22 protein-coding genes and 1 riboswitch are annotated in these 24,376 nt (G+C 61.0%); of the genes, 11 read left to right on the forward strand and 11 right to left on the reverse strand.

Annotated features, from left to right (window positions below):
* Window positions 1-3 precede the first annotated feature (3 nt).
* The 4 genes from ISN39_RS26500 to ISN39_RS26515 form a co-directional block, all read right to left on the reverse strand.
* A complete protein-coding gene (locus ISN39_RS26500) occupies window positions 4-1,104 on the reverse strand; it encodes an ABC transporter ATP-binding protein (RefSeq protein WP_194731096.1) in 1,101 nt (366 codons plus the stop codon).
* A gap of 16 nt (window positions 1,105-1,120) precedes the next feature.
* Window positions 1,121-1,951, reverse strand: coding sequence for a carbohydrate ABC transporter permease (locus ISN39_RS26505; protein ID WP_194731097.1), 831 nt, complete (start codon window positions 1,949-1,951; stop codon window positions 1,121-1,123).
* Window positions 1,951-2,859, reverse strand: a complete 909-nt coding sequence (locus ISN39_RS26510; RefSeq protein ID WP_074071984.1) for a sugar ABC transporter permease — start codon at window positions 2,857-2,859, stop codon at window positions 1,951-1,953. Before ISN39_RS26510 ends, ISN39_RS26505 begins: the two co-directional genes overlap by 1 nt.
* An 80-nt stretch (window positions 2,860-2,939) precedes the next feature.
* Entirely contained in the window at window positions 2,940-4,301 is a 1,362-nt protein-coding gene (locus ISN39_RS26515; RefSeq protein WP_194731098.1) for an extracellular solute-binding protein, read from the reverse strand.
* 298 nt (window positions 4,302-4,599) lie between these two features.
* Between ISN39_RS26515 and ISN39_RS26520 the strand changes: the two genes are divergently transcribed.
* The 10 genes from ISN39_RS26520 to ISN39_RS26565 all read left to right on the forward strand — a co-directional run bounded on the left by ISN39_RS26520 (window position 4,600) and on the right by ISN39_RS26565 (window position 14,787).
* The gene (locus ISN39_RS26520; RefSeq protein ID WP_194731932.1) at window positions 4,600-5,640 is read left to right on the forward strand and encodes a LacI family DNA-binding transcriptional regulator; all 1,041 of its coding nucleotides are present in this window, start codon (window positions 4,600-4,602) and stop codon (window positions 5,638-5,640) included.
* Between the two features lie 11 nt (window positions 5,641-5,651).
* Window positions 5,652-7,577, forward strand: coding sequence for a DUF5054 domain-containing protein (locus ISN39_RS26525; RefSeq protein WP_194731099.1), 1,926 nt, complete (start codon window positions 5,652-5,654; stop codon window positions 7,575-7,577).
* Window positions 7,578-7,767: 190 nt separating this feature from the next.
* Window positions 7,768-8,538 (forward strand): GntR family transcriptional regulator, encoded by a 771-nt coding sequence (locus ISN39_RS26530; RefSeq protein ID WP_194731100.1) that lies wholly within the window; start codon window positions 7,768-7,770, stop codon window positions 8,536-8,538.
* The gene (gene kduI, locus ISN39_RS26535) at window positions 8,535-9,371 is read left to right on the forward strand and encodes a 5-dehydro-4-deoxy-D-glucuronate isomerase (protein WP_194731101.1); all 837 of its coding nucleotides are present in this window, start codon (window positions 8,535-8,537) and stop codon (window positions 9,369-9,371) included. The genes ISN39_RS26530 and kduI overlap by 4 nt, the downstream gene beginning before the upstream one ends.
* Before the next feature lie 5 nt (window positions 9,372-9,376).
* A complete protein-coding gene (kduD, locus tag ISN39_RS26540) occupies window positions 9,377-10,132 on the forward strand; it encodes a 2-dehydro-3-deoxy-D-gluconate 5-dehydrogenase KduD (protein WP_074071977.1) in 756 nt (251 codons plus the stop codon).
* A gap of 63 nt (window positions 10,133-10,195) precedes the next feature.
* Window positions 10,196-10,307, forward strand: a riboswitch (TPP riboswitch).
* 92 nt (window positions 10,308-10,399) lie between these two features.
* The gene (gene thiC / locus ISN39_RS26545; protein WP_194731102.1) at window positions 10,400-12,226 is read left to right on the forward strand and encodes a phosphomethylpyrimidine synthase ThiC; all 1,827 of its coding nucleotides are present in this window, start codon (window positions 10,400-10,402) and stop codon (window positions 12,224-12,226) included.
* Window position 12,227: 1 nt separating this feature from the next.
* Entirely contained in the window at window positions 12,228-13,211 is a 984-nt protein-coding gene (thiO, locus tag ISN39_RS26550) for a glycine oxidase ThiO (RefSeq protein ID WP_194731103.1), read from the forward strand.
* A complete protein-coding gene (gene thiS / locus ISN39_RS26555; protein WP_074071974.1) occupies window positions 13,208-13,405 on the forward strand; it encodes a sulfur carrier protein ThiS in 198 nt (65 codons plus the stop codon). Before thiO ends, thiS begins: the two co-directional genes overlap by 4 nt.
* Before the next feature lie 3 nt (window positions 13,406-13,408).
* A complete protein-coding gene (locus ISN39_RS26560; protein WP_074071973.1) occupies window positions 13,409-14,182 on the forward strand; it encodes a thiazole synthase in 774 nt (257 codons plus the stop codon).
* Window positions 14,179-14,787 carry a thiamine phosphate synthase gene (locus ISN39_RS26565; RefSeq protein ID WP_194731104.1) on the forward strand — a complete coding sequence of 203 codons (609 nt, stop codon included), beginning with the start codon at window positions 14,179-14,181 and terminating at the stop codon, window positions 14,785-14,787. Before ISN39_RS26560 ends, ISN39_RS26565 begins: the two co-directional genes overlap by 4 nt.
* Before the next feature lie 326 nt (window positions 14,788-15,113).
* On the opposite strand, the gene lpdA is transcribed toward ISN39_RS26565, so the two are convergent.
* The 7 genes from lpdA to ISN39_RS26605 form a co-directional block, all read right to left on the reverse strand.
* Window positions 15,114-16,511, reverse strand: coding sequence for a dihydrolipoyl dehydrogenase (lpdA, locus tag ISN39_RS26575; RefSeq protein ID WP_194731105.1), 1,398 nt, complete (start codon window positions 16,509-16,511; stop codon window positions 15,114-15,116).
* Window positions 16,512-16,516: 5 nt separating this feature from the next.
* Window positions 16,517-17,776 (reverse strand): dihydrolipoamide acetyltransferase family protein, encoded by a 1,260-nt coding sequence (locus tag ISN39_RS26580; protein ID WP_194731106.1) that lies wholly within the window; start codon window positions 17,774-17,776, stop codon window positions 16,517-16,519.
* A gap of 3 nt (window positions 17,777-17,779) precedes the next feature.
* Window positions 17,780-18,793: an alpha-ketoacid dehydrogenase subunit beta gene (locus tag ISN39_RS26585; protein ID WP_022717608.1), complete on the reverse strand. Its 1,014-nt coding sequence runs from the start codon at window positions 18,791-18,793 to the stop codon at window positions 17,780-17,782.
* A 1-nt stretch (window position 18,794) separates the two neighbouring features.
* Entirely contained in the window at window positions 18,795-20,027 is a 1,233-nt protein-coding gene (locus tag ISN39_RS26590; protein WP_074071966.1) for a 3-methyl-2-oxobutanoate dehydrogenase (2-methylpropanoyl-transferring) subunit alpha, read from the reverse strand.
* A gap of 64 nt (window positions 20,028-20,091) precedes the next feature.
* On the reverse strand, window positions 20,092-21,219 hold the full coding sequence (locus tag ISN39_RS26595) for an acyl-CoA dehydrogenase family protein (RefSeq protein WP_074071965.1): 1,128 nt from the start codon (window positions 21,217-21,219) through the stop codon (window positions 20,092-20,094).
* A gap of 13 nt (window positions 21,220-21,232) precedes the next feature.
* On the reverse strand, window positions 21,233-22,420 hold the full coding sequence (locus ISN39_RS26600; RefSeq protein WP_194731107.1) for an acetyl-CoA C-acyltransferase: 1,188 nt from the start codon (window positions 22,418-22,420) through the stop codon (window positions 21,233-21,235).
* A gap of 21 nt (window positions 22,421-22,441) precedes the next feature.
* Complete coding sequence (locus ISN39_RS26605; protein WP_194731108.1) at window positions 22,442-23,209, reverse strand: 3-hydroxyacyl-CoA dehydrogenase; 768 nt, start codon at window positions 23,207-23,209, stop codon at window positions 22,442-22,444.
* A gap of 143 nt (window positions 23,210-23,352) precedes the next feature.
* Between ISN39_RS26605 and ISN39_RS26610 the strand changes: the two genes are divergently transcribed.
* Window positions 23,353-24,366 carry an AraC family transcriptional regulator gene (locus tag ISN39_RS26610; RefSeq protein WP_194731109.1) on the forward strand — a complete coding sequence of 338 codons (1,014 nt, stop codon included), beginning with the start codon at window positions 23,353-23,355 and terminating at the stop codon, window positions 24,364-24,366.
* Window positions 24,367-24,376 lie beyond the last annotated feature (10 nt).

The raw sequence follows: 24,376 nt of genomic DNA on the forward strand, positions 1-24,376 counted from the left end.
TGCCTACTCGCCAATGACGGGAATGCGTGCACCGGTGGCGTCGAAAAGTGTCACATGCGCTGCATCGAAGGAAAGCGCCACGCGGTTGTCGACCTTGATTTCGTCGTCGGTGAAGATGCGGGCCGTCACGCGTCCTGAGTCCTGTCGCTCCATCGTCACCAGGCTTTCCGGCCCCATGTTTTCATTCGCAAAGAGCATGCCGGAAATGACATTCGCATCATCCGGGCGTGCGATGCGCAGATGCTCGGGGCGGATGCCCAGTGTCATCGTTTTTGCGTCTGCCGCACGTGCGATGGCCGCGGAGACCGCAAGGCGTTCAAGCGTCAGCCCTTCGGCACGAAGCTGCAGCCTGTCTTCTGCGACCATGGCTTCGACTGGAACGAGGTTCATTGGCGGATTGCCGACGAAATTCGCGACAAATGTGGTTGCCGGGCGGCGGTAGATTTCGATCGGCGGGGCAAATTGCACGATACGCCCCTTGTCCATGACCGCGATGCGGGTCGCAAGCGCCATGGCCTCGGCCTGATCGTGGGTGACGTAGACGGCCGTCATACCCATGTCGCGCTGCAGATGATTGAGGAAGCCGCGGGCCTCGAGGCGGAGCTTGGCGTCGAGGTTCGAGAGCGGCTCGTCGAAAAGATAGACCTGGCTTGGATAGACAAGAGCGCGGGCAAGCGAGGTGCGCTGCTGTTGCCCACCGGAAATCTGGCTCGGCAAGCGCTTGAGGAGATCGCCGATCTTAAGCACGTCGGCGACTTCCTTGGCCCGTGCATGACGCTTGTCTTCCGCCTCGCCGCGGACCTTCAACGGATAGGCGATGTTGTCGGCAAGGTTCATGTGCGGATAAAGGGCATAGTCCTGGAAGACCATCGAAATCTTCCGGTCCTTTGGGTGGAGAAAGGTGACGTCCTTGCCGCCGATCAGCACCTTGCCGGAGGTCGGCGTTTCCAGGCCGGCGATCATGCGCAAGCTGGTGGTCTTGCCGCAGCCTGAAGGCCCGAGCAGGCAGACGAATTCGCCGTCGGCGATCGAAAAGCTGATGTCGGGCACGGCGTTGAAGGCGCCGAAGCTCTTGGAGACGTTCTGGAATTCGACAGAGGCCATGAGACTGATCTTCCGATTACGACTTGATGCCACCGAAGAACCGGAAGCCGAACTTCCAGTTTACGAAGAGGTAGAGCACGATGACCGGCAGCGAATAGAGAAGAGAATAGGCGGCAAGCAATGTGACAATCGGCGTGCCGGCTTCGGAATAAAACGAGTAGATCGCCACGGAGGCGGGCATCAGACTGTCGCTCCGCAGCAGGATGAAGGGGATGAGAAAACTGCCCCAGATATTCACGAAGGCCCAGACGACGACCACGACAATCCCGGGCCGGATGACGGGCAACGCCACGTCGAAGAAGGCCTGAAGCGGCGATGCGCCGGCGACCATGGCGCTCTCTTCGTAAGAGCGAGGGATTGCGTCGATGAAATCACGCAGGATGAACATCGCTGTCGGCAGCAGCCCGCCCGCAAAGACAAGGATGACAGCAAGATGCGTGTCGATGAGACCCGCCGCCGATATGATCAGGAAGATCGGCACCATTGCCGCCGAACCTGACACCACGGAAGAAAAGAGTAGCAGGATATATGTGACCGCGCCCTTGCCCGGGACTGAGGAGCGGGAGAGCGCATAGGCTGCGAGCGTTGCGGCAGTGCCGACGAAGACGACGCCGCCGAAGGCCTGGACGAGACTGTTGAACAGCGCCTGCATGGCGAAGCTGTTTTGGAAGACGGTTGCGAAATTCGCCAGCGTGAACGGCTTGGGGATGGCAAGGCCGAGCTCGGCGCGCGCGTTGAACGGCGCAAAGGCGAACCAGACGAGCGGTAGCGCGAAAATGGCCCCGAGCAGCGCGGCAACAGCCGAAAAGCCCAAGCGCCGCACATAGACTGCGCGCGCTATCTGCATCACTCGGCCTCCGCCGTCTTCTTGCGGGCGATACGCAGATAAGCGAGTGCGAATACCAGATTGATGAGCATGATGACGACGCCTACGGCGGCACCCTTGCCGAATTCGAAATCCTTGAAGGCGATCCGGTAGGTATAGATGGAAAGAATTTCGGTGCGGTAGGATGGCCCCCCGTTTGTCAGCAGGAAGGGCGTGAAGACGTTGAAGGTCCACATGGTAATCAGGATGAGGTCGGTAACAACATGGCCGCGGATCAGCGGCAGGGCGATATCGCGCAGCTTCTGCCAGGAGGTTGCGCCGGCGACATCGGCGGCCTGGAAATAGCTTGGCGGGATCGATTGGAAAGCCGAGTTGAAAAGCATCATCGAGAAGGCGGCGCCGCGCCATGTGTTGAAGAAAACGATCACCCAGAATGGCTGCTGCAGCAGCCAATCTCCCGGCGGCAGGCCGAGACTGCGCATGATCATGTTCAGCGTGCCGTTGTCATAGTCGAGGAAGGCAAACCAGGCAAAACCGATCACCACTTCCGGAAGGATCCAGGCCGCAATCACGGTCGTCTGCAGAAAGGCTTTGACGGACGGTGAGACGGACTGGCTGAGCCAGGCAAGCACGAGGCCGAGCAGCGCCTGGCCGACGAGTGCCGACAGCAACACGAACTGAATCGTCAGGACCAATGAAAAGCCGAACTGGCCGCGTGTGAAGAAGGTCGCCGGATTAAAAAGCGCGACGTAGTTCTGCAAACCGACGAAATCCGGATCGAGCGCCGTTCGTCCGAGCAGCGTCCGGTTCGTGAAGGAAACGAAGATTACCCAGAAGAAGGGGATGATGACGAAGACGCCGACCAGTGCGGCGGCGGGTGCCAAAAAAACTGCGCCCGCGCGCGTGGAAAGCAGGGAGAACTTCTTCATGCTTGAAAACCCGATGACGGTTTGCGGCGTCCGCTTGATTGGACCCGGCCGTAAATCCGGCCGGGTCCAGTTCCGACCGGTCAGAGACGGCTGACGGTGTTTTCTTCGCCGACGATGGCGACAATGGCGGCCTTGTACTGGGCCATCGCGTCTTCAGGCGACATTTCGCCGGAGACGACGCTTTCCGTCATGCGCTGTATCTCCGTGGACACCTTATTGTAATTGGCGTCGTTGGGACGCGCCGTCGTGATCGGCAGCAGCGTTTTTGCCGTTTCCGTCAGGAACGGCGAGTTCGGGATTGCGACGTCGTCACGGATACGGATCGCCGGCTGGATCTCTTGGAACGCTGTCAACTGCTCCTGACTGTTCATGAAGGAGAGCAGTTCCCAGGACTCCTTCGGCGCATCCGTATGCGGGTTGATGACGAAGCCCGTTCCGCCGGAGATGGTGACGAAATCCTGGCCGCGCAGGCCCTTGCCCGGCTGTGCGGCCGGCATCTTCTTCCAGGTCATGACCTTGTCGCGGTCGGCGACGGCAAATTCGGCCCCCGGTGCCGTCACGGAGCGGTAGAACCAGTCTCCTTCGACGAGCATCGCCGTCTTGCCGTCGCGGAAATTTGCAAAGGTACGGTTGCGGCCGTCTGCCAAGAGCTGGGCGCGCTGATCGCCAAGTTTGTCGTCAACATAGATGGTCTTGTAAAGCCTCAGCGTATCGAGAATGCCTTGGCTGGCGACGATGTACTTTCCATTTTCGTCGGTGACCTGCTCGCCGGTGCCAAGAAGCGCCATCCAATAACCTTGCATGGTCGTTGCTTCGCCCATGGAAACGCCGGCATTCAGCTGCAGTGGAAAGGAATCTGGATCGGCAGCCTTGATCTTGCGTGCAGCGTCAAGCAGTTCGCCCCAGGATTTCGGCTGCCAGCTTTCTGCATCAAGACCGGCTTTCTGGAAGAGATCCCTGCGCACAAAGATCATGCGTGCATCGGTGCCGAGCGCAATTCCGTAAGGCTTGCCCTGGTAGCTCATCAGAGCCTTGGTGCCATCGGCGATATGGCTCCAGCCATCCCAACTGGCTACGTCCGGACCTGCTATTTCTTCAAGCGGCTTTAATAGCCCGCCCTGAACGAAACTCGGAATGAGGAAGCCGTCGAAAGCTGAAATGTCCGGACCGGCGCCGGTCGAGAAGTCGAGCGCCAGTTGCTGCGTCAACTGTTCATCTTCGCCGCCGAATTGGGTCAGCTTGACAGTAACGTCCTTGCCTTGCGTCTTCATCTTTTCGGTGAAGGCCGGGATGATTTTCTTTTGGATCCATTCGGCCGTACCGCTGTTCACGCCGCCGACGACGCAGCGGCAGGTGATGTCGAGATCGGTGGCTATGGCAGAGCCCGACAGGGCCACTGCCGCCGAAACGCCAAGCAATAAAGACTGTATGCCCTTGCGCATTGCAATTCCTCCCTAGGATTTGGCCCGGTTGTCGACCAGACGCTTTTCGGTTCGGTGCATCGGAACGGACCGGATCCTCCTCCAAGCCACGCCCCACCTCATCCAGCCATCAGAATGAACACGCTTTCATTTTTGTCAACACTGCGGTTGCGCACGCTGGAATATTCGATGGACGAAAGACGGAAAAGGCAGCAGAGCTGCGCATTCCCGTGAAAACTGCATCGTCGCGCTTGACGATTTGCCGCTCTCAAGTGCACGATGAATGAACACGTTTTCAATTCCAGCGCCAGTTATCTTCATGAATGAACGCAGCGACAAAAAAATGGCACGTGCGACCGCTGATCTAGTAGCGCGTGAAGCCAATGTTTCGCGGGTTGCCGTTTCGCGCGCGTTCAACCCCAATGCATCTTTGAAGCCGGAAAAGCGCGACCGCATTCTGCAGATTGCTCGGGAGTTGAACTATACGCCGGATATGGCGGCGCGCTCGCTCGTCACGAGACGATCGCATCTTGTCGGCATGATCGTGCCCGACGTGTGCAGTCCCTGGGAAAGCCAGGAAATCGATGCACTGACGACGGCCTTGCAAGCGGAGGGTTTTGCCACTTTGCTGTTCAAGGCGAAGGCCGATTTGAGCATGGACCAGACCTTGCTCACCTATATGCGCGGTTTCAATCCGGATTCGGTCATTGCCTTTACGGAGAACGTGGAGCCGGACGTGCTTTGCGGATTTCTCGATCGCGCAGTGCCGATCTACATCATTTATGATGATGCAGAAGAGTTTGGCAAAAAGCCGTCTGCCAGCCTCTACGACCGGTTGGTCGTGCGGCAGAAAGAGGGCATCGAGCAGGCCGTTGCGTTGTTGCAGGGTTATGGCGCCCGCCGCGTTGCCTATCTTGGCGGAAAGCCGCAATCGCTGGCCAATACCGAGCGTGAACGCATCATCACGCAGGTTCTTGTAGGGCGCGGCATGGCGCCGCCGATCGTCGTGCCTGGCGACTACACCTACGATACCGCCTATCGCGCGACGGTGGACCTCTTCCGTGTCGGCGATGGAGCCGATGCCATCTTTGCCTCCAACGACGTCGGCGCGTTCGGCGCAATCGATGCGTTGCGTCACGAGCTTTCCTTGTCGGTGCCGGGCGATGTCAAGATCGTCGGCTTCGACGACATCCCGCAATCGCATTGGAAGAGCTACAACCTCACCACCGTCCGGATCGATCTGACAGATCGGGTCCGGGCGCTCGTCCGGCTGATCCTCAAGCGGCTCAAGACACCCGACGCCGGACGCTTGATCGAGACGCTGAGCACCCGTCTCGTCGTGCGCGGCACGGTTGGCTGAATGGAACGTTCATGACGCAAAAGCGTGTGCATCTGGTCTTCAAGACCCATCTCGACATCGGTTTCACCGACCATGCGGAAAAGGTCCGCCGCCAGTATCACGAGCGCTTCATTCCGCAGGCGATCGAGACGGGCGACCATTTTTACGCGGAAGATCCAGGCGATCCGAAGTTCATCTGGACCACCGGTGCCTGGTTGATTTGGGACTATCTGAATTCGTGCCGGCCGGAAGAGGTGGCGAAACTGGAGCGGGCAATCGAACGCGGTCTCATCCGTTGGCACGGCCTGCCATTCACCACGCATACGGAGTTGATGTCGCCCGATCTTTTCCGGGCCGGTCTTTCCTACTCGCAGGAATTGGATCGGCGTTTCTGCAAGAAGACGATTGCAGCGAAGATGACGGACGTGCCGGGACACACACTCGGCATGGTGCCGCTGCTTGCCGAAGCCGGCATTCGTTTCCTGCATCTCGGCGTCAACACTGCTTCGCCGCCGCCGCAGGTGCCTGATATCTTTCGCTGGCGCGCGCCCGGCGGCGAAGAGATCGTTGTGATGTATCAGCGTTCCTATGGCGAAACATACTTCCCGGACGGTGTTTCCGAGGGTTTGGGCTTTGCGCACACGAGCGATAATATTGGCCCGCAAAGCGTGGCGCAGACAGCCGATGTCTACCGGCAAATGCACCAGCGTGATCCCGATGCGATTATCCGTGCAGCGACGCTTGAGGACTACGGGGCGCTTCTTTGGGAAAAACGCGAACGCTTTCCCCGTATGGAGCTCGAGCTCGGTGACAGCTGGATTCACGGCATTGCCAGCGATCCGCAGAAAACCGCGCAGTTTCTCGCGTTGCAGCGGCTCTATGACCGTTTTGCAGCTGAGGGCCTGAATTCCGCCCGGCTCGCATTCGGCCGCAAGCTTACTCTGGTTGCGGAACATACCTGTGGCGTCGACATCAAATCCTATCTCCGAGACGACCAGGCCTGGTCCCGCGAGGATTTCGAAACAGCCCGGGCGAGCGACTACCGGTTTGCCTATGCCGAAGCCTCCTGGAATGAGCAGCGCTCCTATCTTGATGAAGCCGTACGGCAGCTGGATGGCGCCGATGCCAGGGCCGCAAAGGCCGCTCTTGCCGAGCTTTCCGCGCCCGTCATGATCTCGGTGGGCGAGCGCCAGCAGCGCCTTTCGGCCGGCGGTTGGGCCATTGATCTCGATCCTGTAACCGGCGACATTTCCGCTCTTACGGTGCCTACCGGCAGGACGATTGCCGGTCGCAGCGGATCGCTGATTGCCTATCGATACGAGAGCTATGACGCCAGCGATGTCGGCCGGCATATGGATACATATCTTACGCATCGTCAGGAATGGGCGATCCTCGATCACGACAAGCCGGGGCTTGCCAGGTCCGGTGCTGCGCTGTCGAGAACCTACATGCCTGCCTTGAAGGCAGCTGGTCGAGCAGGGGTGCTGCTTGCTATGCCCGATGAAGCGGTCAGCCGATACGGCGCGCCGGAGTATGTTATGCTGCAATTTTTAGCGCACGGCGATGTCCTTGAGTTTCGGGTGACGATGCATTCAAAAGCGGCGAACCGCATGCCGGAGGCAAGCTTTCTTTCCTTCACACCGCAAGCAAGGGCCGAATGGAGCTTGCGCAAGATGGGGCTCTGGCACAAAAGCGGCGATATTGCTCGAGGCGGCGGCGCTCAACTCCAGGCTGTTAGCGGCGTTCGTGGCGACATGAATGGGACTGTGCTGTCCATCCAACCATTCGACACGCCGCTCGTCGCACCGCAAAGCTGGGATTTTATGACTTTTTGCAAAGCGTTACCTGACTTTGCCGACGGCGTGCGCTTCAACCTGCACAACAATAAATGGGGTACGAACTTCCCCATGTGGTGGGAAGGCGACTTTTCGGCGCGCTACCGACTCAGTGTCACCTAAGAAGCAAGCCTCCTGGTTGCGCACATTTGCCGCTCTCAGGCGGCCCTTCTCTATTCGCTTTTCCATCGTGCGATTTTCCGTTTGCCCGGAGTCAGATACTAATATACTACTTCCGCCGAAGGCCTGCGGGAGGGCAATCGGTGCAAGTCAGTCGGTATTTCAAACTGCGATTTGACAAAATGCGTGGCCAATGAGCGAAGCGCGCAAGAAGCGTTCCTTGGCGGGCGTAACCCAACTTTCCCACCAGCGTGCCACAGCTCCCCGCGCCGCAACCCTGGTCTACGATGTTTTGCGCGACGACATCCTCTCGCTTCGGCGCAAGCCCATGGACTTGTTGAGCGAGAAGGAGTTGGAGGCGCACTTCGGCGTCAGCCGAACGCCGATCCGCGAGGCGATCTTACGTCTTTGCGACGATGGCCTCGTTGATATCTTTCCCCAATCCGGCACGTTCGTCTCGCGCATTCCGCGCCGCGCGCTCTATGAAGCCATCCTTGTGCGCAAAGCCCTCGAGATAACCACCGTCGGCCATGCCGTGGACAAGATGACGCCCGCCGGCATCCGTCTGCTCGATCGCAATCTCGACGATCTTGGCGCCTGCCTTCGCAATGGCGAGGTGACGGCATTCCACCGGCTTGATATCGACTTCCACAAACTGATCAGCGATATCGCCGGCTTTTCCGGCATCTGGGCAATCATCGAGCAGGTCAAGGTGCACAGCGACCGTTACCGCCTCCTGACGTTGCCGCAGGATGGCCGTCTCGCCCGCGTCATCGAGGAGCATTCGACCGTCATCGACTGCATGCGCAAGGGCGACAAGAAGGGTGCCGTCGAGGCCATGGACCTCCATCTCGGCAGACTTCTGCACGAGGTCGAAAGGGCCGAAATCTGGGACCCGAATTACTTTATCGAGGATGCGAAAAAACCTATGGTATGCACTGAAAAGAAAGGACATTTTCAATGAAAGTCGACGTAAGACACGCTTCCCATCCCGAGGCCGTCCGCGCCTACGACACGGACACACTGCGACGCCACTTTCTTGTCGACACCGTCTTCGAAGGTGGCGAAATCAGGCTTACCTATTCGCATTACGACCGCATGGTGATCGGTGGCGCAATGCCGCTCGGCGCCGCACTCACGTTGTCGGCGCCAAAGGCAATCGGCCAGGAAACCTTCCTTGCCGAACGCGAGCTCGGTGCGCTGAACATCGGGGCAGCAGGCCGCGTCCTGATCGACGGCAAGGCGTACGATATCGCGAAATACGATTGCCTATATATCGGCAAGGGCGCGGTGGACATCCGCTTCGAAAGTGCTGATGCCGGTAATCCCGCCAAGTTCTACCTCGTCTCGACGCCGGCACATCAACCGCATCCCACGGTGCTCTTGACGCGCGAACAGGCTCGGCATCTAACGTTTGGCGAAGCGGCAACTGCCAACAAGCGATCAATCTTCCAGTTCATCCATCCCGAGGTCTGCCAGTCCTGCCAGCTCACCATGGGACTGACGATGCTGGAGCCGGGCAGCATCTGGAACACCATGCCGAGCCACATCCATGACCGGCGCATGGAAGCCTACCTATACTTCGATCTCGATACCGATCAGCGCGTCTTCCATTTCATGGGCGAACCGCAGGAGACCCGGCACATGCTGGTCGCAAACGAGCAGGCGATCATCTCGCCTCCGTGGTCGATCCATTCGGGTGCTGGCACCAAGAATTACAGCTTCATCTGGGCGATGGCCGGTGACAACAAGAGCTTCACCGACATGGATCAGATCGCGATCGCAGATTTAAGGTAAGTCCAATGGCAAATCCATTTGATCTTTCCGGTCGCGTGGCCATTGTCACGGGCGCCAATACTGGCATAGGGCAGGGCATTGCGATGGCGCTTGCGGAAGCAGGTGCCTCGATTGCCGCCGTCGGCCGCTCGTCTATGGATGAAACCGAGGCGATGGTCACGGAGGCTGGGGCACGCTTCCATGCCATCAAGGCCGATCTTGGCACGATCGCGCCGGTAAAGCGTATCGTCGCCGAAACGCTCTCGGCCTTCGGTGCACTCGACATCCTCGTCAACAATGCCGGTATCATTCGCCGCGCCGATGCGATCGACTTCACCGAGGAAGACTGGGACGCCGTCATCGACACCAATCTCAAAACGGCCTTCTTCCTATCTCAGGCCGCTGGCCGCCACATGATCGAAAAGGGCAGGGGCAAGATTATCAACATCGCCTCGCTGCTGTCCTTCCAAGGCGGCATCCGGATTCCGTCCTACACGGCCTCGAAGAGCGGCCTTGCCGGCGTCACGAGGCTGCTTGCCTGCGAATGGGCAGGCAAAGGCGTCAACGTCAACGCCATCGCGCCCGGCTACTTTGTCACCAACAACACGACGGCGCTCCGCGAAGATCCGGACCGCAGTACCGCCATTCTGGCACGCATCCCGGCAGGGCGGTGGGGAGTGCCCGCCGAACTCGGCGGTGCGGCGGTGTTTCTCGCCTCATCGGCGTCCGACTACGTCCACGGCACCGTCCTGCCGGTCGACGGCGGGTGGCTGGCTCGCTGACTGCAAAGGAGGGTGACTTGAGCCGCTCGTCTTGACACCGGCGACACCCGACCTTAACCTTTGAACATTCACCAGGGGGGTCCCGGCAAGGGGCTGAGATACTGCTGTCGCGCGCAGTGACCCGTTGAACCTGATCCAGTTCATACTGGCGTAGGGACGGTGCGAGCGCTCGAAAGGCTTGGAATTCACGCGTGGAATCCATGCCGGCGTCTTTCCATCATTCCGGCTGAGGACTGGGTCTCCAATCACAACTTGGAGCCTCAAACCATGAATATTGCCGCAAAGACCATTACCCCGAGCGTTACCACCGGCCCTTTGCCGGCATCCCGCAAAGTTTACGTTGCGGGAGATATCCATCCCGGCATTCGCGTGCCTATGCGCGAGATCAGCGTTCATCCGACCGCAGGCGAGCCGCCAGTCGCGGTCTATGATTCGTCTGGCCCCTATACGGTCGAGGGGGCCGATATTCGCATCGAAGAGGGCTTGCCTCAGCTTCGGCGCGACTGGGTGCTGGCCCGCGGCGACGTCGAGGCCTATCAGGGTCGCCACGTGCGCCCGGAAGACAATGGTTTTGCCAGCGGTGAGCGGCTGACGCCCGAATTTCCCGGCCAGCGCCAGCCGCTGCGGGCCAAGAACGGCAGGGCCGTCACCCAGCTTGCCTATGCGCGTGCCGGCATCATCACGCCGGAAATGGAATTCATCGCCATCCGCGAAAATCTCGGCCGAAAGGCACAATGCGAGGCCATGGTTCGCGACGGCGAAAGCTTCGGTGCCCATATCCCCGACTATGTCACACCTGAATTCGTCCGGCAGGAAGTGGCCTCAGGCCGCGCGATCATCCCCGCCAACATCAATCATCCAGAGGCCGAACCGATGATCATCGGCCGCAACTTCCTGGTGAAGATCAACGCCAATATCGGCAATTCCGCCGTCACCTCGTCGATGGCCGAAGAGGTCGAAAAGATGGTTTGGGCGGCGCGCTGGGGTGCCGATACGGTCATGGACCTTTCGACCGGCCGCAACATCCACAATATCCGCGAATGGATCATCCGCAATTCGCCATTGCCGATCGGCACCGTGCCGCTCTACCAGGCGCTGGAAAAGGTCGAAGGCATTGCCGAGAACCTGACATGGGAGGTTTATCGTGACACGCTGATCGAACAGGCGGAACAGGGTGTCGACTATTTCACCATTCATGCCGGCGTGCGGCTCCACTATATCCCGCTGACCGTCAACCGGGTGACCGGAATCGTCTCGCGCGGCGGCTCGATCATGGCGAAGTGGTGTCTGCATCACCACCGTGAGAGCTTTCTTTACGAGCATTTCGAGGAGATCTGCGATATCTGCCGCGCCTATGACGTCTCCTTCTCGCTCGGCGACGGCCTGCGGCCGGGCTCGATTGCCGATGCCAATGACGCAGCGCAGTTCGCCGAGCTCGAAACCCTTGGCGAACTGACGAAGATTGCCTGGGCGAAGGACTGCCAGGTGATGATCGAAGGGCCAGGCCATGTTCCGATGCACAAGATCAAGGAAAACATGGACAAGCAGCTTGCCGTCTGCGGCGAGGCGCCCTTCTACACGCTCGGCCCTCTGACGACGGATATCGCACCCGGCTACGACCATATTACCTCAGGCATAGGGGCTGCGATGATCGGTTGGTTCGGGACGGCCATGCTTTGCTATGTCACGCCAAAGGAGCATCTGGGGTTGCCCGATCGGAATGATGTCAAGATCGGGGTCATCACCTACAAAATCGCAGCGCATGCCGCCGACCTCGCCAAGGGACATCCGGCCGCGCGTCTTCGCGACGATGCACTGTCACGCGCCCGCTTCGAGTTCCGCTGGGAGGATCAGTTCAATCTCTCCCTGGACCCGGAAACAGCCCGCAGCTTCCATGACGAAACGCTGCCGAAAGAGGCGCACAAGGTCGCGCATTTCTGCTCGATGTGCGGCCCGAAATTCTGCTCCATGCGAATTTCGCACGACATTCGCGCCGAGGCGCAGAAGGAGGGCTTGGATGCGATGGCGGCAAAATTCCGCGAGGGCGGCGATCTCTACGTTCCGGTCGAAGCGCTTCAGCATTCGGGCGACTGAGATGCGCGTGCTTGTCAAAGGGGCCGGCGTTGCCGGCCTCTCGGTTGCCCATGCGCTTCACGCCGGCGGTGCTGGTGTGACGGTCGTGGATCCGAATGAGGGTTTCAGGGGTGCCGCATCCTGGTTTGCCGGCGGGATGCTGGCGCCTTGGTGCGAGCGGGAAAGTGCTGGCGAGGCTGTGCTTCTACAGGGCCTCGATGCCGCCGACCGGTGGGAGGTAATGGTGCCGGGAGAAGTGCGACGCAATGGTACGCTCGTGGTCGCGCCGGCCCGCGATCTTGGTGAACTGCAACGCTTCGCCAGCCGCACGACCGGTTGCGAATGGCTCGATGGGAAGGCCATTGCTGGGCTGGAACCCGCCCTTGCCGGGCGCTTCCGGCAAGGCCTGTTCTTTCCTCGCGAAGCCCATCTTGATCCCCGCCGGACGCTCGCAAGGTTGAGGGAGAGGCTTGCAACGCAGGGCGTGTCGTTCGTTCGAGATGCCGACGAGGGCAGCTTCGACGACTGTGTCGACTGCACGGGTGCGGCGCAGATTGGCAAGGCCGGCGGGCTGCGCGGCGTTCGCGGCGAGATGCTCTATCTCAAGACCTGGGAGGTGGACCTTGCCCGCCCGGTTCGCCTGCTGCATCCGCGCATCCCGCTCTACATCGTCCCCCGCGGCGACGGGCTTTTCATGCTCGGTGCCACGATGATCGAAACCGATTTCGACGGGCCGATTTCGGCACGCTCGTTGCTGGAACTGCTGAATGCCGCCTACGCGCTTCATCCGGCCTTTGCGGACGCAACCGTCGTCGAGACCGGGGCCGGAATCCGCCCCGCCTTCGCCGACAACTTTCCCCGCGCCGCCCGCGACGCGAACACAGTATTCGTCAACGGCTTGTATCGTCACGGTTTTTTGCTGGCACCGGCAATGGCGGCGGAAGCTGCGGAGCTTGTATTCGGCAAACTCCAACAAGTAAGCCAACAAGAAGGTATGTTTTCATGAGACTGATCATCAATGGCGAAGCTCAGAATATCTGTGCCAAGACGCTTTCCGAGCTGCTGAGGCTGATGGACTACGAAGGCGAGTGGCTCGCGACCGCCGTCAACGGCGAGCTCGTCCACCGGGAGGATCGGGCTGACCATGCGCTTGACGAGAATGACCGGATAGAAATCCTGACGCCGATGCAGGGAGGTTGAGCCATGCTGAACCTTTATGGAGCCGAAATTGCGTCCCGCCTTCTTCTCGGAACGGCTCGCTATCCCTCACCGGCAATCTTGACTGAAGCCGTCCAGCGATCGCAGACCGCAATCGTCACCGTCTCCTTGCGCCGTGAAACCGCCGGCGGCCGGAACGGTGGTGCGTTCTTCGACATGATCCGGGCGCTCGGCGTACGTGTGCTGCCCAATACGGCCGGCTGCCATGGCGTCTCCGAAGCGGTGCTGACGGCGAAGATGGCGCGCGAGGTGTTTCAGACCAACTGGATCAAGCTGGAGGTGATCGGCAATCACGATACGCTGCAGCCCGATGTCTTTGGGCTGGTCGAAGCCGCGCGTATCCTCTCGGGTGAGGGCTTCGAAGTCTTCCCTTACACGACCGATGATCTTGTCGTGGCGGAACGCTTGCTGGAAGCGGGGTGCAAGGTCTTGATGCCCTGGTGCGCGCCGATCGGCAGTGCCGCCGGGCCGCTCAATCTTTCTGCCCTTCGGGCCATACGCGGGCATTTTCCCGAGGTGCCGCTGATTGTCGACGCCGGCATCGGCAGGCCCTCGCATGCAGCAACCGTCATGGAACTCGGCTTTGATGCGGTTCTTCTCAACACCGCTGTGGCGGGCGCCGGCGATCCTGTCTCCATGGCCGTGGCTTTCGCCAGGGCGATCGAGGCCGGCCATCAGGCATTCGGTGCCGGTATGCTGGAGCCGCGCGAGATGGCCGTGCCCTCGACACCGGTGATCGGTAGGGCGGTCTTTGCATGAGGCTCGATCCATTCTACCTGATTGTCGACAGTGCAGAGTGGATAGCCCGCTTGGTCCCGCTCGGCGTCAAGCTGGTTCAACTCCGCATCAAGGACCGGACGGAGGCAGAAATCCGTGCTGATATCCGCAACGCAAAGACGATCTGCTCCGCAAATGGATGCCAGCTGATCATCAACGACTACTGGCAACTGGCGATCGAGGAGGGATGCGATTTCCTCCATCTGGGACAGGAGGATCTGGCCGGAGCTGATCTTCAAGCGATCCGTGAGGCCGGACTGAAGCTCGGGCTCTCGACCCATGACGGAGCCGAGCTGGAGACAGCGCTCGCCGCAAAGCCGGACTATGTCGCGCTCGGCCCAATCTATGCGACGATCCTGAAGCAGATGAAATGGGCGCCGCAAGGGCTGGAACGGCTCAGCCAATGGAAAACACGCATCGCCGGCCTGCCGCTTGTCGCCATCGGCGGGCTGAATGTCGATCGCATCGACGGCGTCTTTGCCCATGGCGCAGACAGCGCGGCCGTTGTGACCGACATCACGCTGAACAGCGATCCAGAGGCAAGAACCAGGCAGTGGCTAAAGGCCACCGCCAGATGGAGAAGCTGACGGCCAATGAGCGCCATTTCGAGCCGCTCGGTGTGCCGCTCGCCAATCCCTTGAAGCAGTTGCCGACCATGCAATGATTGGCCGTATCGTGACCGACCGGCGTATCCAGGCGGGGTGCTTCCCGTCTTTGGATCGTCTCCCCTCTCGGGGAGGACTTTACCAAAAGCTGCGAGAAACTCACATGACGGCTGCCAGACCGAAAAGCACTGTTGCCGTGCTCACAAGACGCGATTCCCGGCTCGCGCGGAAATGGAAGATGCAAGAACTAGGCTCTGACATCGGCGGGCAAATCCCACCATCGCAATCTACGGACCGTCAACTACGCGTCATGCGTGCAATGCATGGCCGAGTGCCTTAAGGGCTGCTTCCTGGATTGCTTCGCTGCGTGTCGGATGGGCATGGATCGTACCGGCGATATCCTCCAGGCGCGCGCCCATCTCCATGGCATGTGCGAAGGTGGCCGAAAGCTCCGAAACCCCGGCGCCGACGGCCTGAAGGCCGAGGACAAGATTGCTGTCGGCCCGTGCCACGACGCGCACGAAGCCTTCGTCCGAATGCATCGTCATGGCGCGGCCGTTGGCGCTGAAGGGAAACTGGCCGACGCGGATCTCATAGCCCTGAGCACGAGCCTCGCCGGGGGAAAGACCCGCCGTCACGATCTCCGGGTCCGTGAAGCAAACCGCCGGAATGCAGCGCTTGTCCCAGGCACGCTTCCGGCCGGCCACAATCTCGGCCACCATTTCGCCCTGCGCCATGGCGCGATGGGCAAGCATCGGCTCGCCGGTGACGTCGCCGATCGCATATATGCCGCGCATCGACGTGCGGCAGCGCTCGTCGATGCGCAGGTAAGGCCCTGAACGATCTAGATCGAGCTCTTCCAGCCCCGATCCTGCGGTTTTCGGTTTGCGTCCGACGGTGACCAGGATGCGGTCGGCCGGCAGCTGCTGTTCCTGACTATCCGCCGCCTCGACAAAGAGTGCATTTCCGTCGCCGGAGAGCCCCTTCGCTTTTGCACCGGTCAGCACGCGAATGCCAAGTTCTCCGAGCTTGCGTAGCACAGGGCGCACGAGATCGGCATCATATTGCGGCAGGATCTGCGGCATCGCTTCGACAACGGTCACCTCGGAGCCCATCTTGGCAAAGGCGGTACCGAGCTCGAGGCCGATATAGCCGCCGCCGACAACCACAAGCTTCTCCGGCAGATCCTTAAGCGACAAGGCCCCGGTTGAGGATATGACGCGACCACCGAAGGGAAGACTTGCAAGGTCGACCGGCTCCGAGCCGGTGGCGATGACCACGGTGTCGGCGCGAATGATCTGCGCGCCCGTTTCCGTCTCCACCTCCACGGTCTTGCCGTCGCGAAAAGCCGCGCGTCCGTGGACGATCTTGACATTCGCCTTATGAAGCAGCGTTGAGACACCGCTGGTGAGCCGGCCAACGATACCATCCTTCCAACCGATGGTTTTCGCCAGGTCGATGGCAGCGTCCCCCACACGGATGCCGATCGGGCTCCTTCCGGCAGCCATACGGCGGACTACGGCGAACTCTTCTGCCGCATGAATTAGCGCCTTGGACGGGATGCAGCCGACATTCAGGCAGGTTCCGCCCGGTTTGCTCTCCTCCACGATGACGGTGTCGATGCCGAGCTGGCCCGCCCGGATGGCGCAGACATAGCCTCCAGGACCGGCGCCGATGACGAGGAGCTTGCAGACGATCTCTTTCATAAAACTCAGCTTTCGATGAAAATGAGTGCCGGCGTTTCGAGAAGAACCCGGACGCGCTGGACGAAGGTGGCAGCATCCCATCCGTCTACGATGCGATGGTCGAAGCTTGAGGAGAGGTTCATCATCTTCCGCGGCACGAACTGCGTGCCGTCCCAGACCGGACGGACGGCGATCTTGTTGACGCCGATGATGGCGACTTCGGGATGATTGATCACAGGCGTCGAGACGATGCCGCCGAGCGCGCCGAGCGAACTGATGGTGATCGTCGAGCCGCCGAGCTCATCACGGGTCGCTGAACCCGTGCGCGCGGCCTCCGCAAGCCGGTTCATCTCGCTGGCGCAATCCCAGATGCCGCGCGCCTCCGCATGTCGCACGACAGGCACCATCAGCCCGGCGGGCGTCTGCGCTGCAATGCCGATGTGGACGGCCGCATGACGGGTGAGTACGCCTGTGTGATCGTCGAAGGTAGCGTTGAGGTTTGGCTGTTCAGCAACCGCCTTGACGATTGCCCGCATCAGGAAAGGCAGGACGGTAAGCTTCGGCTGTTCCGGCTTGCGGTCGCGGTTCATGGTGGCTCTCAGTTCCTCCAGCGCCGCCATGTCGATCTCCTCGACATAGGTAATGTGGGGAATGCGGGAGGCCGACAGCGACATCTTCTCGGCAATGCGCCGGCGAAGGCCGGTAAGTTTGATCTCTTCCGTCGCAGTCTTTCTTCCTGGAACCACTTGCGCCGGGAAGGGGGCCGCGCCGTGTGCGAGAAACTGGTCGATATCCTCGCGCAGGATACGGCCGGCAGGACCGCTTCCCGTCACCTGCCTGAGATCGATGCCGTTCTCCCGGGCAAGGAGCCGGACGGCAGGGGAGGCGAGCGGCTTTTCGGCGGGCACCGCAGCAACTGCACCAGGCGCGGTAGCGGGTTTCGGTACCGTTCCCTTTGTGAGATCTAAAGCAGGCAACGGTGGCTCAGGAGCTTTCGCGGGCGTTACAGCCGCAGGGATTTCGGTTCGAATCTCGCCGCCTTCACCGGCCGTCTCGATGCGCACCAACGGCGCCTTCACGGCGACCCGGTCGCCGATCTCTGCACCGAGCCAGACGACGGTGCCGGTAACGGGAGAAGGGATTTCGACCGTCGCCTTATCCGTCATGACGGCGGCGATCACCATGTCCTCTCGCACGGGGTCACCGGCCTTCACGTGCCATTCGACAAGCTCAGCCTCGGCCACGCCTTCGCCGACATCGGGCATCTTGATCGTAAACTCGCCCATGGCTTACGCCTCCATGACTTCTGCAAGTGCCCGCCCGACACGCGCAGGCCCGGGGAAATAGTCCCATTCCTGTGCGTGCGGATAGGGCGTGTCCCAACCGGCGACACGCATGACCGGCGCTTCCAGATGGTAGAAACAATGCTCCTGCACGAGCGACACCACTTCGGCACCAAAGCCAGACGTAAGCGTTGCCTCATGGACGACGACGCAGCGGCCGGTCTTCGTGACCGACTGTACGATGGTATCGAGATCGAGTGGCAGAAGGCTTCGTAAATCGATGACTTCGGCATCGATGCCGGCATCCTCCGCAGCTGCAAGCGCCACATGCACCATGGTACCATAGGCAATGACTGTCACGGCCGATCCCAACCGCCTGATCTCCGCCCTGCCGATCGGGACGGTATAATGTCCCTCAGGTACTTCGCCGAGGTCATGTTTCGACCAGGGGGTGACAGGGCGCTCGTGATGACCGTCGAAGGGACCGTTGTAGAGCCGCTTCGGCTCCAGGAACATCACCGGATCCGGATCCTCGATGGACGAGATGAGCAGGCCTTTGGCATCAAAAGGATTGGAAGGCACGACAACCTTCAGGCCGCAGACATGAGTAAAGAGCGCCTCCGGGCTCTGACTGTGCGTCTGACCGCCGAAGATACCGCCGCCGGTTGGCATACGCAGCACGATCGGGCAGGTGAAATCGCCGTTCGAGCGGTAACGGATACGGGCGGCCTCCTGAGTGATCTGGTCGTAGGCAGGATACATGTAATCGGCAAATTGGATTTCGACGCAGGGCTTTAACCCGTAAGCCGCCATGCCGATCGCCGTTCCGACGATGCCGGATTCGCTGATCGGCGTATCGAAGCAGCGGGTCTTGCCGTATTTTGCCTGAAGCCCTTGCGTGCAGCGGAAAACACCGCCGAAGTAACCGACGTCCTCGCCGAACACCACGACGCTGTCGTCGCGGGCCATCGATACGTCCATGGCACTGCGCACGGCCTCAATCATCGTCATTCTGGCCATCTCAGTATCCCGCTTTCTGCCGCTGGCGGCGAATATGCGGCGGCATCTCGGCATAGACGCCCTCGAAGATGTCGCGCACGGAAGGCCTGCCCCCGGCATGCAGTGTGCCGTGCTGCTCGGCCTTTCTCTGCGCCTCGATCACCTCGTCGATGATCTCGGCCTCCGCCTGAAGATGACGTTCTTCGGACCAGACGCCCCTGACGATCAGATGCTTTTTCAGGCGAAGAACCGGATCGCCAAGCGGCCAGGCCTCAGACTCCGTCTTCGGACGATAAGCGCTCGGATCGTCCGACGTCGAATGGGCGCCGACGCGATAGGTCACATATTCGATCAGCGTCGGGCCGAGATTCCGTCTGGCGCGCTCGGCTGCCCAGCAGGCAACGGCATAAACGGCGAGATAGTCGTTGCCGTCGACACGCAGCGCCGGGATGCCGAAGCCGAGACCGCGGGCAGCGAAAGTACCGGAGCCACCGCGGGCGATGCCCTGGAACGTCGAGATCGCCCATTGATTGTTGACGATATTGAGGATCACCGGAGCCTTGTACGTGGAGGCGAAAACCAACGCGGAGTGAAAGTCGGATTCGGCTGTCGAGCCATCGCCGATCCAGCCGGCGGCGATTTTGCTGTCGTTCTTGATGGCCGACGCCATCGCCCAGCCGACTGCCTGAACATATTGCGTCGCGAGATTTCCGGAGATCGTGAAGAAACCGTGGTCCTTCGAGGAATACATGATCGGCAGCTGCCGGCCGTGCAGCGGGTCGCTCTCATTCGAGTAGATCTGGTTCATCATCTCGACCATCGGATAGTCGTCGGCGATCAACAGTCCCGCCTGGCGATAGGTCGGAAAGTTCATGTCGCCCTTGCGCAACGCCTTGCGGAAGGCGCAGCTGACGGCTTCCTCCCCGAGATGCTGCATGTAGAAGGATGTCTTTCCCTGGCGCTGCGCCATCAGCATGCGGGCGTCGAAGGCCCTGAGCTTCATCATGTGGCGAAGGCCGGTGAGCAGTTCGCCGTCGGAAAGCATGCCCGACCACGGGCCGACGGCCTCACCGTCGCGATTAAGTACACGGATGATCGAATAGGCGAGCTCGCGGATGTCCTCAGACGCGACATCCACCTCAGGGCGCGGCACCGCGCCTGCCTTGGCGATCTTGACGTTGGAAAAATCAGGCTGGCCGCCCGGACGGACGGCGGGTTCGGGGACATGCAAGCTCAGTTGAGCGAATTCCGCCATATGGTCTCATTCCTCCCTTTGCCGTCCGCTCCTCTCCTCCAGGAGGGGACGGCGCATCCTTGGTTTACAGATTGCGCGCAATCACCATGCGCTGCACATCGCTCGTTCCTTCATAAATCTGACAGATGCGGACATCCCGGTAGATCCGCTCGACCGGATAATCGGCCATATAGCCGTAGCCGCCATGGATCTGGATCGCGTCGGAGCAGACCCGCTCTGCCATTTCGGAGGCAAAGAGCTTCGCCATCGACGCTTCAGAAAGACAAGGCAGGCCGCTTTCGCGCAATGCCGCTGCATGGAGGACGAGCTGGCGCGCGGCCTCGATCTGCGTCGCCATGTCGGCAAGACGGAAGGCGACGGCCTGGTGCTCGATGATCGGTTTGCCAAAAGCGACACGCTCGCGCGCATAGTCGCGCGCCGCCTCATAGGCCGCGCGTGCCATGCCAACCGCCTGCGCGGCAATGCCGATCCGCCCGCCTTCGAGATTGGCCAGCGCGATGCGGTATCCTTCCCCTTCCGCTCCGAGCCTGAGTTCGGCGGGGATGAGCATGCCGTTGAAGGCGATCTGGCAGGTATCGGTCGAATGGAGGCCAAGCTTTTCTTCGACACGGATGACTTCGTAACCGGGTGTATCGGTCGGCACGATGAAGGCGGTGATACCCTTCTTGCCGGCTTCGGGATCGGTGACCGCGAAGACGATGATCATCTGGCCATTCTTGCCCGAGGTGATGAACTGCTTGGCCCCGTCGAGCACATAATGATCGCCGTTGCGGCGCGCGCGGCTGTGCAGGTTTGAGGCATCGGAGCCCGCCTGCGCCTCGGTCAGTGCGAAACCGCCGATCCATTCGCCGCTCGCAAGCCTTGGCAAGAAGTGCTGCTTTTGTTCTTCATTGCCGAATTTCAGGATCGGCACGCAGGCAACCGAGCTATGGACGCTCATGATGGTCGAGCACGGCCCGTCGCCGGCGGCGATCTCTTCGAGCGCGGCAGCATAGGCGACAGTGCCGGTGTCGGAGCCTCCAAAGGCTTCCGGAACGAGCATGCCGAGCAGGCCGAGCTCGCCCATCTCCTTCAGTTCCTCGCGAGGGAAGGCGTGATCGCGGTCGCGGGCGGCCGCGCCCGGCGCCAGGCGCTCGCGGGCGAAATCGCGCGCGAGATCGCGAATTTGCTGCTGCAGGTCGGAAAGGATCATCTGCGTTCCTCCCTTAGTGCCGTTCGAGGGCGACTGCAGTTGCCTCGCCGCCGCCGATGCAAAGTGCGGCCATGCCGCGCTTCAGGTCGTATCGCTCAAGAGCCGCAAGCAGCGTGACAATGATACGTGCTCCCGACGCACCGATCGGATGGCCAAGCGCACAGGCGCCGCCGTGCACGTTGACCTTGTCGTGCGGCAGATGGAGATCGCGCATCGCAGCCATGGCGACGACGGCGAAAGCCTCGTTGATTTCGAAAAGATCGACTGTATCAAACGACCAGCCGGCGCGATCGGAAAGCTTCTCAAGAGCACCGACCGGCGCCGTTGCAAAGAGATTGGGCGCCTGCGAATGGGTGGCCTGGGCAGTGATCGTGGCAAGCGGCTGCAATCCGCGGCGTTCGGCCTGCGAGCGGCGCATGAGGACCAGGGCCGCCGCACCATCGGAAATCGAGCTTGAATTGGCAGCGGTCACGGTTCCGCCGTCGCGGAAGGCAGGCTTCAGGGCCGGAATCTTTTCAAGTTTTGCCTTGCCCGGCTGTTCGTCGCGCGCAACCGTCAGTTCGCTTTTGCCGGTCTTGATGGTCACCGGTGTGATCTCTTCGTCGAAATAGCCGGCCTCGATCGCCTTTTGCGCCCGCGTCAGCGAGGCGATCGCATAGCTATCCTGTGCGGCGCGTGTGAATTGATAGGCCTCGGCGCAGTCTTCCGCGAAAGTGCCCATCAAACGTCCCTTGTCATAAGCATCCTCAAGCCCGTCGAGGAACATATGATCGACAACGCGCCCGTGGCCGAGCCGGTAGCCGCTACGTGCCCGATCGAGGAGATAGGGCGCATTCGACATGCTTTCCATGCCGCCGGCGATGGTGACCGAGGCACTTCCTGCGGCAATGAGGTCATGAGCAATCATCGTGGCTTTCATGCCGGAGCCGCACATCTTGTTAATGGTGCTGGCGCCGGTCGAAAAGGCAAGGCCAGCGCCGATGGCCGCCTGCCTCGCCGGCGCCTGGCCCTGGCCGGCTGGCAGCACGCAGCCGAACACCACTTCATCAACGGCCACGGCCTCGACGCGGCTGCGTTCAAGTGCGGCCCGTATTGCGCAAGCTCCGAGCGCGGGCGCCGTAGCATCCTTGAGCTCGCCCTGAAATCCGCCGATCGGGGTGCGTGCCGAGCCGACAATCACGACAGGATCCTGCAATGGCATTTTACTCCTCCCTGGTAGCGCCTAACGCGCGCCCATCCGCAATGCGCCGTCGAGGCGAATGACCTCGCCGTTCAGCATGCTGTTCTCACATATATGGCGCACCAGGGCGGCGAATTCAGCAGGCCGGCCGAGCCGCGGCGGGAAGGGCACGCTCCTGCCGAGTGATTCGCGAACCTCAGACGGCATGCCTGCCATCATCGGTGTTTCGAAGATGCCGGGAGCGATTGAGAGGACGCGAATACCGTGGCGGGCAAGCTCGCGGGCAATCGGCAGCGTCATGGCGGCCACACCACCCTTGGAGGCGGAGTAGGCCGCCTGGCCGATCTGGCCGTCGAAGGCGGCAACCGAGGCCGTATTGATGATGACGCCACGCTCGCCTTCGCCATCCGGCTCCTGTTGCTGAATGGCTGACGCGGCGAGGCGCGTCATGTTGAACGTGCCGATCAGATTGATGCCGATCGCGTGCGAAAAGCTTTCGAGCCGATGCGGCCCATCGCGTCCAATGACCTTTTCGGCCGGGGCAACGCCGGCGCAGTTGACGAGCCCACGCAGGCCACCGAAGGTATCGAGCGCAGCGGCGACAACGCGCACACCATCTTCCTCGCTCGTCACGTCGGCACACAGGTATGAAACCTGCGCGCCGAGCTCTGCGGCGACCATCTCACCTGCCTCTTCATTAAGATCCGCAATGACGACGCGCGCCCCGTCTTCGACCAGCATCCGCACGGTTGCTGCGCCGAGACCGGACCCGCCGCCTGTGACGATGAAGGTTCCTCCACGAATCAGCATGATCATCTCCCACAGCCCTACGATGCTCCTCTCATGTAGCGCCCAGCCAGAATAGCACGGACTTTATGTCGTCCCACTATTGCAAGCGATGACAGAACTGCTTCATATTTTTGGACAATTTTACCACACGGAGAGGGAAGGGGATGACTGAACTCGAAAGGCGCATGATCGCACCGGGATTCGTCGAAGAGGCACTCGAAAGCCTGCGCCGGATAGGAAAACCGACAGCCCCGCTCATTGCTGCGCTCGGACTGCCTCAGCGTGTCGACCAGCCGATATCGGCCGAGCGCTATGGTGCACTGTGGCTCGCGATTGCGGCCGAGCTCGATGACGAATTCTTCGGAATGGGAGGAAGGCCGATGCGCAGCGGAAGCTTCACGCTGCTCTGTCACTGCGTGCTGCACGCACGAAGCCTCGGCCAGGCGTTACGCCGGGCACTGCGCTTCCTCAATGTCGTCCTGGAGGATCCGCGCGGCGAACTCGTCGTCCGCGACGGCCTGGCTGAGATCGAGCTTGCGGACGCCGGCGGGCCTCGCTCGGCTTTCGCCTATCGCACCTACTGGATCATTTTGCATGGTATCACGTGCTGGCTGGTGGGCCGCCGGATCCCCATCCGGCTCGTCGATTTCCGCTGTGATGAGCCAAAACAGGGAGCCGATTACCGGCTCTTCTTCGGTGCCCCCGTCGGATTCTCTCAACCCGTCAGTCGGCTGGGTTTCGACAGCGCCATGCTGGACCTGCCGGTTTCGCGGACCGAGCAGGCACTAAAACAGTTCCTGCGTGGCGCACCGGCGAACATCCTCGTGCGCTATCGCTACGATGCCGGGCTCGCTTCCAGTGTCCGCCGGAGGCTGAGCAGGCTGCCGCCGGCTGCATGGTCGAATTTCGTGGACCTTGCGGCCGACATGCGCATGCCGGTTTCCACCCTGCGTCATCGCCTGAGTGACGAAGGGCAGAGCTATGCCGGCATCAAAGATGATATCCGCCGAGATATGGCCGTCGACTTGCTGCTCAATACGCCAAAGACGATCGGCGACATCGCCACACAACTCGGCTATTCCGAACCCAGCGCATTTTTCCGGGCCTTCCGCAAATGGATGTCGACGAGCCCGGATGCTTTCCGCCGGGAAAGCAGGCAAGCGGTGCCGACAATGTAGACGCCGGCGC

Source organism: Rhizobium sp. 007 (assembly GCF_015353075.1).
Taxonomy (GTDB): domain Bacteria; phylum Pseudomonadota; class Alphaproteobacteria; order Rhizobiales; family Rhizobiaceae; genus Rhizobium.